This window comes from Tsukamurella ocularis (assembly GCF_024807615.1).
In the GTDB taxonomy this organism is placed as follows: Bacteria; Actinomycetota; Actinomycetes; order Mycobacteriales; family Mycobacteriaceae; genus Tsukamurella; species Tsukamurella ocularis.
This window is the reverse complement of sequence record NZ_JANUCJ010000002.1, coordinates 135,582-150,699: the sequence shown is the minus strand read 5'-3', so window position 1 is coordinate 150,699 and position 15,118 is coordinate 135,582. Positions and strand designations below refer to the sequence as shown.

General features: G+C 68.5%; 18 protein-coding genes. 5 read left to right on the top strand and 13 right to left on the bottom strand.

Annotated elements, in window-relative coordinates; all coding sequences use genetic code 11:
* Positions 1-42: 42 nt before the first annotated feature.
* The 7 genes from HNP44_RS06755 to HNP44_RS06730 form a co-directional block, all read right to left on the bottom strand.
* The gene (locus HNP44_RS06755; RefSeq protein WP_259143617.1) at positions 43-531 is read right to left on the bottom strand and encodes a hypothetical protein; all 489 of its coding nucleotides are present in this window, start codon (positions 529-531) and stop codon (positions 43-45) included.
* A 597-nt stretch (positions 532-1,128) separates the two neighbouring features.
* Entirely contained in the window at positions 1,129-1,290 is a 162-nt protein-coding gene (locus HNP44_RS20900; protein ID WP_374758770.1) for a hexameric tyrosine-coordinated heme protein, read from the bottom strand.
* Positions 1,291-1,395: 105 nt separating this feature from the next.
* Entirely contained in the window at positions 1,396-1,905 is a 510-nt protein-coding gene (locus HNP44_RS06750; RefSeq protein WP_259143619.1) for a TspO/MBR family protein, read from the bottom strand.
* Between the two features lie 176 nt (positions 1,906-2,081).
* Positions 2,082-2,522 carry an arsenate-mycothiol transferase ArsC gene (locus HNP44_RS06745; RefSeq protein WP_259143620.1) on the bottom strand — a complete coding sequence of 147 codons (441 nt, stop codon included), beginning with the start codon at positions 2,520-2,522 and terminating at the stop codon, positions 2,082-2,084.
* Positions 2,522-3,637, bottom strand: coding sequence for an ACR3 family arsenite efflux transporter (gene arsB, locus HNP44_RS06740; RefSeq protein WP_259143621.1), 1,116 nt, complete (start codon positions 3,635-3,637; stop codon positions 2,522-2,524). Before arsB ends, HNP44_RS06745 begins: the two co-directional genes overlap by 1 nt.
* A complete protein-coding gene (locus HNP44_RS06735; RefSeq protein WP_259143622.1) occupies positions 3,634-4,008 on the bottom strand; it encodes an ArsR/SmtB family transcription factor in 375 nt (124 codons plus the stop codon). Before HNP44_RS06735 ends, arsB begins: the two co-directional genes overlap by 4 nt.
* Before the next feature lie 186 nt (positions 4,009-4,194).
* Positions 4,195-5,049 carry an SDR family oxidoreductase gene (locus tag HNP44_RS06730; protein WP_259143623.1) on the bottom strand — a complete coding sequence of 285 codons (855 nt, stop codon included), beginning with the start codon at positions 5,047-5,049 and terminating at the stop codon, positions 4,195-4,197.
* A gap of 93 nt (positions 5,050-5,142) precedes the next feature.
* On the opposite strand from HNP44_RS06730, the gene HNP44_RS06725 reads away from it, so the two are divergent.
* Complete coding sequence (locus HNP44_RS06725; RefSeq protein WP_259143624.1) at positions 5,143-5,508, top strand: winged helix-turn-helix transcriptional regulator; 366 nt, start codon at positions 5,143-5,145, stop codon at positions 5,506-5,508.
* A 16-nt stretch (positions 5,509-5,524) separates the two neighbouring features.
* Here HNP44_RS06725 and HNP44_RS06720 read toward each other — a convergent pair whose 3' ends face one another.
* The gene (locus HNP44_RS06720) at positions 5,525-6,127 is read right to left on the bottom strand and encodes a TetR/AcrR family transcriptional regulator (RefSeq protein WP_259143626.1); all 603 of its coding nucleotides are present in this window, start codon (positions 6,125-6,127) and stop codon (positions 5,525-5,527) included.
* A 66-nt stretch (positions 6,128-6,193) separates the two neighbouring features.
* Between HNP44_RS06720 and HNP44_RS06715 the strand changes: the two genes are divergently transcribed.
* On the top strand, positions 6,194-7,723 hold the full coding sequence (locus tag HNP44_RS06715) for a flavin-containing monooxygenase (RefSeq protein WP_259143627.1): 1,530 nt from the start codon (positions 6,194-6,196) through the stop codon (positions 7,721-7,723).
* Positions 7,720-8,589 (top strand): SDR family NAD(P)-dependent oxidoreductase, encoded by an 870-nt coding sequence (locus tag HNP44_RS06710; RefSeq protein ID WP_259143628.1) that lies wholly within the window; start codon positions 7,720-7,722, stop codon positions 8,587-8,589. Before HNP44_RS06715 ends, HNP44_RS06710 begins: the two co-directional genes overlap by 4 nt.
* A gap of 52 nt (positions 8,590-8,641) precedes the next feature.
* Here HNP44_RS06710 and HNP44_RS06705 read toward each other — a convergent pair whose 3' ends face one another.
* Together HNP44_RS06705 and HNP44_RS06700 are read right to left on the bottom strand one after the other, a co-directional pair.
* Complete coding sequence (locus tag HNP44_RS06705) at positions 8,642-9,316, bottom strand: cation transporter (protein ID WP_259256858.1); 675 nt, start codon at positions 9,314-9,316, stop codon at positions 8,642-8,644.
* Positions 9,316-9,645 (bottom strand): ArsR/SmtB family transcription factor, encoded by a 330-nt coding sequence (locus HNP44_RS06700; RefSeq protein ID WP_259143630.1) that lies wholly within the window; start codon positions 9,643-9,645, stop codon positions 9,316-9,318. The genes HNP44_RS06705 and HNP44_RS06700 overlap by 1 nt, the downstream gene beginning before the upstream one ends.
* A 129-nt stretch (positions 9,646-9,774) precedes the next feature.
* Between HNP44_RS06700 and HNP44_RS06695 the strand changes: the two genes are divergently transcribed.
* Positions 9,775-10,587, top strand: a complete 813-nt coding sequence (locus HNP44_RS06695) for a DUF998 domain-containing protein (RefSeq protein ID WP_259143631.1) — start codon at positions 9,775-9,777, stop codon at positions 10,585-10,587.
* A gap of 177 nt (positions 10,588-10,764) precedes the next feature.
* Here the strand turns inward: HNP44_RS06695 and HNP44_RS06685 are convergent, their stop codons facing one another.
* Together HNP44_RS06685 and HNP44_RS06680 are read right to left on the bottom strand one after the other, a co-directional pair.
* On the bottom strand, positions 10,765-12,321 hold the full coding sequence (locus HNP44_RS06685) for a 5-oxoprolinase subunit B/C family protein (RefSeq protein ID WP_259143632.1): 1,557 nt from the start codon (positions 12,319-12,321) through the stop codon (positions 10,765-10,767).
* Entirely contained in the window at positions 12,308-13,648 is a 1,341-nt protein-coding gene (locus HNP44_RS06680) for an MFS transporter (protein ID WP_259143633.1), read from the bottom strand. The genes HNP44_RS06685 and HNP44_RS06680 overlap by 14 nt, the downstream gene beginning before the upstream one ends.
* Positions 13,649-13,776: 128 nt before the next feature.
* Here HNP44_RS06680 and HNP44_RS06675 point away from each other — a divergent pair, with 128 nt between their 5' ends.
* Positions 13,777-14,439: a GntR family transcriptional regulator gene (locus tag HNP44_RS06675; RefSeq protein WP_259143634.1), complete on the top strand. Its 663-nt coding sequence runs from the start codon at positions 13,777-13,779 to the stop codon at positions 14,437-14,439.
* 24 nt (positions 14,440-14,463) lie between these two features.
* Here the strand turns inward: HNP44_RS06675 and HNP44_RS06670 are convergent, their stop codons facing one another.
* Positions 14,464-15,090, bottom strand: a complete 627-nt coding sequence (locus HNP44_RS06670; protein ID WP_259143635.1) for a LysE family translocator — start codon at positions 15,088-15,090, stop codon at positions 14,464-14,466.
* Positions 15,091-15,118: the final 28 nt, after the last annotated feature.

Below are 15,118 nucleotides of genomic sequence, written 5' to 3'. Positions count from 1 at the left end.
ACGCCTCAGAGGCGCGCTCGACTTCGTGGACAGGGAATTGGCTCAGTCGTTGTACTGGGAGAGGGTGACCTCGCCCCACTTGTAGCGGTTACCCGGAGTGAGGGTGGCGCGACCGAAGCCCTCGAGGTCCTCGAAACCGCTCCAGTTGTCCTCACCATCCGTGAGACCGAAGGCGTAGACGTCGGTGCCCAACAGGTGCTGAACGCCGACGGTGTAGCCCTCGACGTTGGTGACCAGCATCGGCATGCGATGCATGTCGACCATAAGATCGTTGTCCTCAGGGTTGAACGAGATCAGCTTCTCGCCGGACGCGGAGAGCTGCCACTTGATCTTGTCGACGGGTCCGTCCTTGGTGGAGAAGTCCAGCACCTCCGCGAGGCGGAGCGCGCAGTCGGCACTGTAGGTGGCGATCAGCGAGCCCGTCTGGCGCACCCGGCCTTCACGCTCGACCCGCTGAGCACGGAGCTCCTCATCGTGCTTGCGGACGAGTTCTTGCGCGCGCTTGAGGACGGAGAGGTCATCATTGGTCATGGTGTTAACAATAGCGTTATCCGACCACCGATGGTTAATGTTCCCCGCGGACGGCTGCGTGTCGCCGGCAGATTCTCCTGTGAGCCGGTGCCGGCCGCCGATAGGCTGCCGCATGCGCGCCGCCGCGGCGTGCGCGAATCGATTACCAACCGTGGCGATCTGCCGGAAGTTCACGAGCGAGCTGCGCTGCCCGGCACGCCGGGCCGCCCGGGGATCCGGCGCATTGTCGATCATGTCTATCAAATCAATCATGCGCGAAATCGAATCTATGGCCATCTGGCGCGTATCAGAAGTGGCCAGCACAGAGGTCGGGCGAGCGAGACTGAGCCCAGGGAGGCTGAACTGCACAGTCTCTTCGAGGGAGATGTCACCGCGCGGAGCGTCCGCGACTCGCTCATGGCTATGCCGACCCATAAGTTCTCCTTACCCCGTACGAACGAACTTCTATTCACCCGCGGCTTAACTTGTGTCACAAGAGTAGAAGAGTGATCTTGCTATCGCAACAAGTGATCGAGCCGCCCTCGTCCAGAGAGCTTCAGGAAGACCAAGCAGCCGAATGGGGCCAGGGTTCCGAATCCCTGACAACTGTCCCTATGTTTACGTCACTGTGACGTAAACATAGGGACAGTTTCCCGTCACACGAAGCTCCGGAGCAGCGGGCGACAGAGGTCTCGCGTTGCCCCATCGCCAGTAGTCATTCGCCGCAGCGATGGTCTGGAAGATTGTCGCAACGACCTGCGACGTCGCGAGTGCTTCGATCGGGCGAGCGTGGGGCTGGCTGGGACTACATTGGGAGGCCCGCGATGCTCAAACGTGATCCGCATTTCATCAATGCCGCCGCAAGCCTCATTCCGTCGCGTCGCGCTAGGAGTTGAGTGACCAGACCGAAAAGTTGAGCGCCGTCGCGAACAGGGACCATGCCAGGTATGGCGTAAGCAGTAACGCCGCGAGGCGATCGCGGAACCAGAAGGCCGCGATCGTTCCTACCACCAGGGCATCCAGCGCGACGATATCGACGAGTGCCCATCCTCGCTGCTCCAGGCCGAAGAAGAGTGGTGACCACAGCAGGTTCAGGAGCAACTGCGCGCCGTAGAGCACGATCGCTCGGTTGCCGACCGTAGGTTCCCTGCGCCAGATTCGCCACGCTGCGATCGCCATAAGGATGTACAGGACAGTCCAGACGGGACCGAATAGCCAGCTCGGAGGCGCCCACGACGGTTGGGCGAGCTGCGAGTAGTCCGACGCCGCGTCCGCTGACGCCGCGCCACCGACGCCGGCGACGAGTCCGACGCATAGCAACGAGATCACCAGGGCCACGGGGCGGAACTCTCGGCGGTCGGCGAGACTCTCACGGTGGGGTGCTCCTGTAACCATAAAGATCAGCTCACATTCGTTGGCTTGTCCCTGTCGTTGGTGCGCCGGGTTCGGTGCACCGTCGCGCGACGCTTCGTTCGGCGCTATCCAGTATTCGGCGCCGCAACAGCTGTGGATGGCGTTGCGCCCGCGACACCACTCAGGCCCGTTCTTTGCCGATAATCTACATTATGACATTACGAGTCTGTCGACCCGTCCCCGGTGAGTTCGGCGGTCAACGCGACGACCCGGGCGGCGATGTCGTCGCGGATGAGACGCATCCGCTCGATGCCGTCGATGCCCCGCTCGGAGGGCTCGTCGGTGTCCCAGTTGACCAGCCGCACCCCCGCGGGCGGTTCGACGACCGCCTCGCGCCCGAGGACGACCACCAGATCCACGCGCGCGAGCACACCAGGGTCGATAGCCTTCGGCGTCTCGCCGGTGACGTCGATGCCCACTTCGGCCAGTGATTCGGCGGACAGGCCGTTGACCGCGCTGCCGGGCCTGGCCCCCGCCGAGTGCACCTCCACGGCGTCGCCGGCCGTCGCGCGCATCAGGCCGGCCGCCATCTGGGACTTGCCACCGTTCTTTACGCACACGAACAAGACGCTCGGCGTGCGGGTTTCGTTGTCGGGCATCAGTTCACACTCCTGGACGAATCCACCCCAACTGCGGTGGACGACGGGGCGAGGGGGAAGCGCTTGCGCAGGGCCAACGAGACGTACACCAGGGCGACCAGGACGGGTACCTCGATGAGCGGTCCGACGACGCCGGCAAGGGCCTGGCCTGAGGTGGCGCCGTAGGTGGCGATCGCGACGGCGATAGCGAGCTCGAAGTTGTTGCCCGCGGCCGTGAAGGCCAGCGTGGTGGTGCGTTCGTAGCCCAGGCCCATGACGGCGCCGAGCAGGTACCCGCCGCCCCACATCACGGCGAAGTACACCAGCAGCGGCAGCGCGATCCGCGCGACATCCCACGGGCGGGAGGTGATCTGTTCGCCCTGTAGGGCGAACAGGATGACGATGGTGAACAGCAACCCATACAGGGCCCACGGGCCAATGCGCGGGAGGAACCTCGCCTCGTACCAGTCGCGGCCCTTGGCCCTCTCCCCGATCCGCCGCGACAGATAGCCGGCGAGGAGCGGGACGCCGAGGAAGATCAGCACCGACTTGGCGATCTGCCACGGCGAGGTACTGATCGTCGTCTGTTCGAGGCCGAGCCAGCCGGGCAGGATCGAGAGGTAGAACCAGCCGAGGACGGCGAAAATGATCACCTGGAACACCGAGTTCAGCGCCACGAGTACCGCAGCGGCCTCCCGATCGCCACACGCGAGGTCGTTCCAGATGATCACCATCGCGATGCACCGGGCCAGGCCGACGATGATCAAGCCGGTCCGGTACTCGGGCAGGTCGGGTAGGAAGAGCCACGCGAGGGCGAACATCAGCGCCGGGCCGAGCACCCAGTTCAGCAGCAACGAACCGAGCAGGAGCTTGCGGTCGCCGGTGACGGTGTCGAGGCGGTCGTAGCGGACCTTCGCCAGCACCGGATACATCATGACCAACAGCCCGACCGCGATCGGCAGGGAGACACCATCGACCTGGATCTTCTCCAGCACAGCGTTCAGGCCCGGGATCACCCGGCCCAGCAGCAGGCCGGCGACCATGGCGACGCCGATCCACACCGGCAGGAACCGGTCAAGAGTCGACAGCTTGCCGACGACAGGCTTGTGCCCGACGGTCGGCGCGGTGCCCGTCACGCGCGCACCCCGACCGGCTCGTCCGTCCCGGTGGACTGCAGGACGCCAGAGAGCGAGGACAGGACCTCGGGAACAACACGGTAGTACACCCACGAGCCACGGCGATCGGATTCGACCAGCCCGGCCGCCTTCAGGACCTTGAGATGGTGGGAGATCGTCGGCTGCGAGACATCCACCACCGGCGAGATGTCGCACACGCACGCCTCACCGCCCTCGTGGCTGGCGATCAAACTGAACAGGCGCAGCCTGATCGGGTCGGCCAGGGCCTTGAACACTGCGGCGAGATCGACCGACTGCACCTCCGACAAGGGCTCACGGACCAGCGGTGAGCATCGCACTGCTACGTCGGCAAGAGGGAGTGGATTCGACATATATCGATATTGACAGACATCAATTCCGTGGACAAGAGGGCCCTGCGAACCTGAACCCGCAACGAGCGATGGCCGCCACCGAATTCAGTGACGGCCATCGCTCGAGGGCGAATTGGCAACAGTTCGCTCTCGAAGGCGCACGAGCTTGTGCTTGCCCGCGCCGGGCGCGAGGGCGCGGACCGGCAATCAAGCGAGCGCGCGGACCCCGTCGATGAGCGGCGTCGTCGGGCGTCCCAGCAGGCGTGCCAGAGTTCCGTCGGTCTCGGCGAGAGCGCCGTCCCGGATACCGGCATCGAGCGCGACCAGGAATCCGATCGTGCCCTCCTCGAGTCCCGCCGCCCGCAGTGCCGCCGCGTTCTCCTCCTCCGACAGCGCCCTGTACTCCACCGGCCGACCGGTGGCCTCCGCGATCGCGGCTGCGAGATCGCGGTAGTCCCACGCCACGTCGCCGCCGAGTTCGTACACGGCGCCAACATGCCCGCCTCCGACCAGCACCGCAGCGGCCGCCTCGGCGTAATCCCTCCGGCTCGCAGAGGCCACCCGGCCGGCACCCGCACCTGCGGCCAGCACACCGGTATCCGCCGCCCTGGTCACAGCGTCGGCGTAGTTCTCCGTGTACCAGTTGTTTCGGAGGATCACCGCGGGCAGGCCCGACGCGGCGATCGCCTCCTCGGTCGCCTTGTGCTCGGGAGCGAGCACCAGGTCGGAGGAGGTCGCCTTCGGGGCGCTCGTGTACACGAATTTCGAGACGCCAGCGGCCTTCGCGGCGTCGATCACCGCCTGATGCTGCGCGGTCCGGCTCCCGACCTCGGAGCTCGAGATCAACAACACAGTGTCGACCCCGTCGAACGCAGCTCCGACGCTGGCCGGATCGGAGTAGTCGAGGTGGGCGACGCGTACCCCGCGCACGGCGAGATCGCCGGCCTTCGCGATATCGCGTGCCCCGGCGACGATCGCCTGCGGGTCGACGCCCCGCGTCAGTAGGCCGTCGATGACGAGGCGTCCGAGCTGTCCGGTGGCGCCGGTGATGAGGATGGTCATGGGATTCCCTTCGTGGTCGGTCGTCCGGCTCAACCGGCTGCACCAGGAAAGCATTCCAATGGCTGGGTACGCACTTTGAAGTAAGGTACCCACATGAACGTAAGTGTCCCGGTCAGCGGCTTCGATCGTCTACAGCCCTTCGAGAAGAACTGCTCGACACGCGTGGCCCTGGACCACGTGATGAGCAAGTGGGGCGTGCTGATCCTGGTGAGGTTGTCGGCCAGCACCCTCCGTTGGGGCGAGCTGCGCCGAGCGGTGGACGGGATCAGCGAGAAGATGCTCGCGACAACGCTCCGCACGCTCGCCGACGACGGGCTCGTGCACCGGGAGTCCTTCCCGACGGTGCCGCCGCACGTTCAGTACAGCCTGACCCCGCTCGGGATCGATCTGATGCAGCGAATGCTGCCGCTCGTGGAGTGGATCGCCGACCACGCAGACGTCATGATCGACAGAGATTGATGACGCCGCCGGGCAGTCACCAGGCTGACTCCCCCAACAGCCGCTGAACGAAGAGCGCAACGACGTCCGTCGACACCGACGGATCGGTCGCGCGCTGCATGCCGAGCCCGAGGATCAGGCTGAACAGCCCCAGCGCCAGCGTCTCGGCATCTACCGGAAGCGCCAGCCCGTGCGCGGCCTCCAGCTCCCTCACCAGCGTGGCCGTCGCCGCGCGGATGCGCTCGTACCGCGACGCCGTCGCCACCATCAGGCCGCCGTCCTCCTCATTGGTCGCCGCGACCGCCATCTCGAGCCGGAACCACGCCCGGTCCCCCACGATCGTCCGACCCCACGCGTCGACGGAGGCGATCACCGCGGCGAGTCCGTCGGCGCGCGCAGCCTCGGCCAGCGCCAGCACCCGGGCGGTCTCCCTCTCGTACAGGGCATCAATCACCGCACTCCCCAGCGCGACCTTTCCGGCGAAGTTCGAGTACACCGCGCCCCGAGTGAAGCCGGCGTGGGCCGCGACCGCCTCCAACGAGGTCGCCGTGAATCCGTCGCGAAGGAACAGCTCGGTCGCCGACGCCACGATCAGTTCCCGCGTGCGGACCTGCGCCTCCGCTCTCGACAGTCGTTGCATCCGGCCATCCTATCGGGATACAGTCTGAATTCGAATACTCTCCGTATCTGAAATGAGGTGTCCGTCGTGCCCGATGCACCGCTCCCCGTCGCTCCGCAGCACGAGATCGTCATCGTCGGCGCCGGCTTCTCCGGCCTCGGCACCGCGATCGCACTGGCCCGGGCGGGATTCGACGACGTGCTCCTCGTCGATGACGCCGCAGGCCCTGGCGGGACGTGGCACTGGAACACGTACCCCGGCGTCGCCGTCGACATCCCATCGTTCAGCTATCAGTTCTCCTTCGCCCAGCGCTCGACGTGGTCGCGCAGCTACGCGCCCGGACGGGAATTGCGCGCCTATGCCGAGCAGATCGTCGAGGAGTACGACCTCGCGCCACGCCTCCGATTCGGCACGCGCGTCCACTCCGCATCGTTCGACGAGGTCACCTCTCGATGGACGATCGCGACCAGCACGGGCGAGATCACCTCCCGCTGGCTGATCCACGCGGGCGGACCGCTGAGCCAGCCCAAGCTCCCCGAGATCGAGGGCATCGACTCCTTCGAGGGCGAGACGATGCACACGAGCCGGTGGAACCACGACGTCGCGACGGCGGGCAAGCGTGTCGGCATCATCGGCACCGGCGCCACCGCCGTGCAGGTCATCCCCGAGATCGCCCCTGCCACCGAGCGACTCACCGTCTTTCAGCGCACGCCGATCTGGTGCCTCCCCAAGCCCGACTTCCCGCTCGGCCACGTGGGCCGCGTGGGCCTAGCCGCAGTCCCCGGTGTCCGGCAGGCCGCCCGGCTCGCCAGCCAGGCGTTCGTGGAGGCGACCTTCCCCGTACTCGCCCACTTCCACAAGTGGATCCCCGGCACCGACGTCCTCGAGGTCGCCGCGCGGAACTACATCCGGACGCAGGTCTCCAATCCCGAGACCCGCGAGAAGCTCACACCCACCTACGCACTCGGCTGCAAGCGGCCGAGCTTCCACAACTCCTACCTCGCGACCTTCAACCGTCCCAACGTTGCGCTGGAGACCACGTCGATCGAGGCGATCACACCCGCCGGGATCCGCACGACCGACGGCACCGAGCACGCCCTCGACGTCCTCATCCTCGCGACGGGCTTCAAGGTCACCGATCGGGACGCGCTCCCGACGTACCGGCTGACCGCCTCCGACGGCACCGATCTCGCCGAGCACTGGGAGGCGGGCCGATTCCACTCGTACCAGGGCGTGGCCACCGCAGGCTTCCCGAACTTCTTCACCGTCTTCGGGCCGTACGGCTACAACGGCGCATCGTTCTTCACCCTGGTTGAGAACAGCGCCGCCCACATCGTGCGGGTGCTCGACGAGGCCCGGCGCCGCGTCGCGACCACTGCCGAGGTGACCCCTGCCGCGCAGGAGTCCTACATGGAATCGATCCTGGCCCGCAGACCGTTGCAGGTCTTCTCGAATCCCAGCTGCGCGGGCGCCAACAGCTACTACTTCACCAAGCAGGGCGACGTCCCGTTCCGGGCCTCCACCACCGTCGAGGCGGCGTGGCAGAGCCGCCGTTTCCCGCTCACCGACTACGCCTTCGCGGGCGCGCGAACCACGACCAAGGAGAAGCACTCATGAACCTCGACCTCGCCGGCCGGACCGTCGCCATCACCGGAGCCGCGCGCGGCATCGGCCTCGGGACCGCGAAGGCCGCCGCCGCACGAGGCGCCCGCGTCGCCGTGCTCGACCTCCGGCAGGAGGACGTCGACGCCGCCGCCGCCGAGATCGGCGACGGCGCGATCGGCCTCGTGGCCGACGTCACCGACCGCGACGGGCTCGCCGACGTGTTCTCCGCCGTCGCCGATCGGTTCGGGGCGGTCGATGTGGTGGTCGCGAACGCGGGCATCGCTCCGCGCGGTGCGACCGTGCAGGGCATGACCCCCGAGGAGTTCGACCGCGTGCTCGCGGTCAACCTGCACGGCGTCTACAACACGGTGCTCGCCGCGATGCCGCACATCCTCTCGACCGGCGGCCATCTCCTGCTCACGTCCTCGGTGTACGCCTTCGTCAACGGAGTCGGCGTCTCCCCCTACGCGGTCGCGAAGGCCGGCGTCGAGCAGCTCGGGCGTGCGTTGCGCGTCGAGCTCGCGCCCTACGGTGCGACGGCCGGCGTCGTCTACTACGGCTTCGTCGACACCCATATGGTCAAGGTCGGCTTCGATGAGGACCCGCTCGCCTCGGCAGTGACCGACCTGCTGCCGTCTTTCCTGACCTCCCGCATCACGCCGGAACAGGCGGGCGAATGCACAGTCCGCGGGATCGAGCGCCGTGCCGCGCGGACGATCGCCCCCGCCCGGTGGATCGGTTACAGCGCCCTGCGCGGGCTCGTCAATCCCGTCCTCGATGTGATCGCCGCCCACCATCGCCCGGTCGTCGAGCTGGTCCGTGCCCTCGATGTCAGGTCGCGTGCCGGCCGCCCGACGGTGCCCGCCGAATCCCGCTGAGCGCACCGACACCGTTCACGGCTAAGGGACCGGCGTCGCGCACGCCGGTCCCTCATTCGGCGCAACATCCACAGTGATCGTCGCCGCCCGTCACCGGCCGCGGCGGAGCGGGACCGCACGGATCGCCCCGCCACGCGTTGACCCCCTCGCGGACCGCGATCACAGCGATCACCAGTGCGGCGATCGGATCGGCCCAGGACCATCCAAACGCGCTGTTGATGACGAGGCCGGCAAGGAGTACTGCCGACAGGTAGGTACACAGCAGGGTCTGCTTGGAATCCGCCACCGCGGACGCCGAGCCCAACTCCCTGCCCGCCCGGCGCTGAGCCCACGACAGCACCGGCATGATCACCAGACTCAGTGCCGCAAGGGCGATCCCGACCCTGGACGGTTGCGCCTCGTCGGCCCCGATCAGCGACCGCGTCGCGCCGACCGCGACGTACGCCGCCAGCGCGAAGAACGCGAACGCGATGATCCGGAGCGCCGTCTTCTCCCGTGCCTGCGGGTCTCGACCCGCGAACTGCCACGCGACAGCGGCGGCCGACGACACCTCGACCACGGAATCGAGCCCGAAACCGACCAGGGCGGTCGACGATACGCGGGTGCCTTCGGCGAGCGCGACCGCGGCCTCGAGGACGTTGTAGGTGATCGTGACGGCCACGAACCACCGAATCCGTCGGCTCAGGAGCGCGCGCCGAGCGGCGGTGGGCACGGACACGGTCGCCATCAGCAGCAGTCGTCCCGCGAGGAGACGGCGCAGCACACGGGATCCACCGCGAGTACGAGGCCCAAGAGATCGTCGAGAGCGCGACCGATCCGGGGATCGGCGAGTTCGTACCGACTCCTCCGACCCTCTGGTACCGCGACGACGAGGCCGCACCCGCGGAGGCACGCGAGGTGGTTCGAGAGGATCTGCCTCGACACGCCGATCTCCTCGGCGAGCTCCGCCGGATATCCGGGCCGCTCCCGAAGCGACAGCAGGATTCCCGTCCGCGTCGCATCCGACAGCGCATGACCGAACCGGGTCAGCGCGTCATAGCCGAGGGTGACGTCCATGAGCACATAGTACATATTTTTCTGAATTCAGGACTACATGAATAATAAGATGGACGCGCGCCGTCCGTGCGGCACCCAGGGGAGACGCTCACCACTGCGTCCGCTCTCAACATCGACTACAAATACTGAATGCGGCTAACGACCAAAGAGCTCCCTCAGGCCCGCCCGGTCGACTCGCTGAGCAGACGACGCACCGTGCTCACCGGAGCGCTACTGACCGCCACGCTGATCTACTTCCTCACAGAACTGATCGTCGCGCGGCAGTGGCCGCGCCCGTACAGCTGGACCGACAACATGATCAGTGATCTGGGCGTTCCCGAATGCCTCGGCGACCTCAGCCGCGACGGCGGGCTCGCGGTCTCGGACCGCTTCGTGTGTTCGCCCTGGCATCCACTCATGAACACGGCCTTCGTGACGGTCGGCGCACTGGGAATTGCGGCCGCGATCGCAGTTCGGCCGCTGCTCCCCCGCCCCTGGGACCGGGCCGCCGTTGCACTCGCGACGATCAACGGCGTCGCCCTCGCGTGTGTCGGGATCTTTCCCGGGAGCGCGGGCGAATTCCCCGGCGGGCCAGGGACGCGCATCGTCGTCCATCCGATCGCGGCATACGTCGAGCACGTGAGCGGAATGGCTCTCATGGCCCTCGCCGCCACGGTGCTACTCCGTTCGCGCCCGCGGCTTGCCCTGTTCACCACTGCCTGCATCGCGATCTCGGGGCTCGCCGCGCTCGTCATCCCCTGGGCGAATCCGCTCGGCGCAGGCGGTACCGAACGAGCGGCGATCGACCCGTTCCTGTGGTGGCGGTGCGTCCTGGGCGTGGCCGTCCTGGTGGTCGCGCAGCGGGTGCGCCCACGCCCGCCGGTGGAACCGGACTTGCCCTGCGCCCTGAACCCCACGTCGCCCGGGCGTCCTGCAGCCCCGCCGGGACGATCGAGCCGTTGACGCTCCCGGCGTTGTGGTCGCCCGGTAGAACCACGCCCAGCGCCGTGCGCTGCGCCTGCGTCGCGGCGGAGTACTTGGCCGCGATCGGTCCGGTCAGCGTCACGTCGCTACCGCCGGCGCCCTTCACCTTGACCGCGCCTGGCTGCGCCACCGCCGAGGAACCGGCCGCGCTTTCACTCACCCATCGGAGACCGCGTCCACCGCCGCGAACCGCACCGGTGACCCGAGCGGCAGCTGCGCCAACCGGTCGAGGTGGTGCTCCGCCACGACGGCGAGCACCGGATAGCCGCCGGTCGTCGGATGGTCGACGACGAAGACCACCGGCTCCCCGGACGGCGGGACCTGGATCGCGCCGGGCACGAGCGCCTGGCTCTGCACCTCACCGTCGGCGCGCGCGAGCGGCCGTCCCGTGAGCCGCACCCCGACGCGGTCGCTCTGCGGCGTGACCTCCCATCGCTCCTCGAGCAGGTGCGCCCAGGCGCCATCCGGGAAGAGCGCCACATCGGGTCCGGGCAGCACGTCGAGCACAGTCGGGCGGCTCCCGTCCGGGACGACGGGCAGAGCTTCGGGCTCACCGACGACGGTGCGCGGCGCCGGGCCGACCGGCAGCACGTCGCACGCAGCGACTGGGGAGGGCCCGAGATGCGCGAGGACGTCCGTGCTGCGGCTGCCCAACACGGACGGGACGTCGATGCCTCCGCGCACCGCGACCACAACGCGCAGGCCGGCAGTCACCGGACCGACCTCGAGTAGGTCACCGTCGTCGAGGGCGAAGGGACGACCGCGCTCGACGGTGCGCCATCGGCCGTCCGGCGACTCGACCACGAGTGCCGCGTCCGCGCCGGTCACGGCAATCACCTGCTCCCCCGCTGCGACGAGTTCCAGCCCACCCCCGGCATTCTCGATCCCCGCGGCCCCGGCCGGGTTGCCCACGAGCCGATTGGCTTGACGCAGCGCGCCGCGGTCGGCGGCGCCCGACCGGGTGACGCCGATCGCGGCACGCCCCGGTCGTCCGAGGTCCTCGACGAGGCTCTGCAGCCCCGTCTCCCGCACGACGAGCCCCCGGTCCGCGCGCGGCGCAGGCGGGTTCGGTGGCGTCCCCACCGGGGCCTCGATGCGCGCACGGACCGCCGTGAACCGCACCCGCGCTCCCGGGACGAGCAACGCGGGCTGGTCGCGGTCGAGTGCCCAGAGCTCGGCGTCGGTGCGGCCGATCAGCTGCCAGCCTCCCGGCGAGGTGCGCGGGTACACCGCGCTGTACTCCCCCGCCAGCCCCACGGCGCCGGCCGGCACCCGCACGCGCGGCGAGGCCCGGCGCGCGATCTCCGGCCCCGGCTCCGTCGAGCGGAGGTAAGCGAAACCGGGCGCGAAGCCGAGGAAGCCGACGTGCCAGGCGCGCTCGGTGTGCATCCGCACGACTCCGGCCTCGTCGGTGCCGAGTTGCTCGGCGACGTCGCGCAGGTCCTCGCCGTCGTAGACGACGCCGATCTCTACCAGCGGTCCGTCGAGGATGATCGCTTCCGGCGGCGGCATTGCCGCGAGGAGGCGTTCGCCCACCGCAGCCGACCCGGCACTGTCGAACAGGACCGTGACGGTCTCACCCCCGGCGACGAGTTCCTGCTGCCCGGGCAGCGGCTCGGCGGCCAGGCGGGCGCGGAGCGGTTCGACGGTGCCGGGCGTCACCGTGACGCGCACGGCGCTGGCGCCGAGGCGGCGGATGTCAGTGAGGAGCATCGACACCGTCCGGGGCGTCGGCGAGCAGCTCGAGCTCCTCCTTAGGGTCGGGATCGCTGCCGATGCACATGCCCGCGACGGTCGCGGCGGCCGTCACGGCGACGTAGACCGCGATGATCACCCAGGAATCGGTCCAACGGAAGAGCACCGTGAAGATGAGCGGGGCCATGCCGCCGCCGACGACGCCGGCGAACGTGTACGCGAGGGAACTACCCGCGTAGCGCAGCCGCGCGGGGAACTGCTCGGTGATGAACGCCGCCTGCGGGCCGTACATCAGCGCGTGCAGCGTCATACCGACGACGACGCCCAGAGTCAGCAGGACGCGGCTGCCCGACTGGATCATGAGGAACAGCACCGGCACCCACGCCGCGGTGAGCAGCGCGCCGACGCCGTAGACGAGGCGGCGATTGAAGCGGTCGGTGAGCGCGCCGGCGAGCGGCATGACGAAGACCTGCACCGCCGACCCGGTGAGCACCGCGGTCAGCACATGGCTCGTCGGGAAGTCCAGTTCCTTGGTCGCGTAGCTGGCGAGGAAGACGGTCAACAGCGAGTACAGGACGTCGGGGCAGATCCGCGAGAGCGCCGCGGCGAAGAGCGCCCGCGGGTGCCCGCGCAGCACCTCGGAGATCGGGGCCTTCGGCTGCTCGGCGCGCTCAGCGATCGCCTGGAAGACGGGGGTCTCCTCCAGCCTGAGCCGGATCATGAGGCCGAACACGACGAGCACAGCTGAGAGCAGGAAGCCGATGCGCCAGCCCCAGTCACGGAAGGCGTCCTCGGTGAGCAGTGCCGCGACCAGGGCCAGCACGCCGTTCGCCATCAGATTGCCGACGGGCACGCCGATCTGGGCCGCGGACGCCCAGAAGCCACGCTTGCGCGGATCGCCGAACTCGCTGGAGAGCAGCACTGCACCGCCCCACTCGCCGCCGACGCCGACGCCCTGCGCGAACCGCAGGAGCACGAGGATCGTCGGGGCGATCGCGCCGATGGTGCCGTAGCTCGGCAGCACGCCGATGAGCACGGTGGCGATACCGATCAGCAGGAGCGTCGCGACCAGGACGTTCTTGCGACCGATGCGATCGCCGAGCCGACCGAAGACGACCCCGCCGATGGGCCGGGCGAAGTAGCCGACGGCGAAGGTCGAGAACGAGAGGAGCAACCCGATGAACGGATCCTCTGCGGGGAAGAAGACGTGGGGGAAGACGAGCGCTGACGCGACGGAGTACAGCGCGAAGTCGTAGTACTCGAGGGAGGTGCCGGTCAGGCTAGCGATGTACGCCTTGACGGCGCCCTTCTGTACGGCGCCCTGCCCGGGCTGATCAGTGGACATGGATGGTCTCTTCTCGGTGAGCGGTCGGCGCTGATGTGATCCACACCATAGATGATTGTTGAACAATTTGTCACTACCCTGCGCCCGATTTGTTCAACAAAGTTCCGCACCGTCCGTACGATCGAGCCGTGAGCAGAGGCAGACAGCGCGGCCACGCCGCCACGGAGGCCACGGACGACCTGCGGCGCGCCATCGTCGAGGGCATCCTGCGCCCGGGCGACCCGCTGCGCGAAGAGCGCCTGGCGGCGGAGCTCGGCGTCTCGCGGAACACCCTGCGTGAGGCGATGCGCACGCTCGCCCACGAGGGGCTGATCGTGCACGAGGCCAACCGCGGCGCCCGGGTCACCGCCCCGACCCGCGCGTCCGTCCGCGACATCTACCTGGTGCGGCGCACCATCGAACCACCCGCGCTCCGTACCGCGGGACCGGATCACCCCGGGGCAGTGCGGATGCGCGATGCGGTCGCAACCGCGCAAGCGGCGGCGCGCCTTGGCGACTGGCAGGCGGTCGGGACGGCCGACCTGGCGTTCCACCGCGCCATCGTCGGGCTCAGCGACAGCCCCCGCCTCGACGCGGTCCTCGATTCGATCCTCGCCGAGCTGCGTCTCGCCTTCGGGGCGATCGCGGACCCCGAGTTCTTGCACGCCCCGTTCCTCGACGACAACGTGACGATCCTTGAGACCTTCCTGGAAGGTAGCCGAGACGAGGCCGCCGACCTCCTCGCGGAGTACCTCATCAGGTCGGAGGAGACCCTGTTCGGCGCGCAGCCGAGCGCGACGGTCACCCCGTGACGGCGTCGCGCCCCCTGCCGGCGACTACCGCTCGGTGACCAGCTTGGCACCGAAGCCGATGAGCGCGACCCCGGCGACACCGTCCAGCATCCGCCGGGTGCGGGGAGTTCGCATCCAGCGGGTCACCGTGCCGGCGGCCGCGATCAACACGCCGCAGTAGACCGCCGTCAGCGCAATGTAGACACCGCCCAGGGCGAGCGTCGTCCAGGTCACCGAGTAACCCGACGGGACGAAGCCCGGGAGCAGACTCACGAAGAGGACACCGATCTTCGGATTGAGCAGGTCGGTGAGGAAGCCCGCAGTGAAGCCTCCAGTGCGCCACGACCGCTCCATCGGAGCGACCGGCTGATCCCCCAGCGCGGCCCCGTTCACCACGGCGCGTAGCGACTGCACACCCATGTAGATCAGATACGCGGCACCGACCACCTTGAGCGCGGTGTAGCCGTATTCACTGGCCCTGAGCATCGCCGAGAGCCCGACGACCGCGGCGAGCACCCAGATCACGAGGCCACTGAGCACGCCGAGGCTCGTGCGCAGCCCGGTTCCACGTCCTCCCTGCGCAACGCCGCGCACCACGACGAGGGTGTCAGGTCCGGGTACGATCACGAGCACGGCGGAGGCGGCCGCGAAGGAGAGCAGGGCGACAAGCATTCGACGATCCAATCAGACGGCGCGAGCC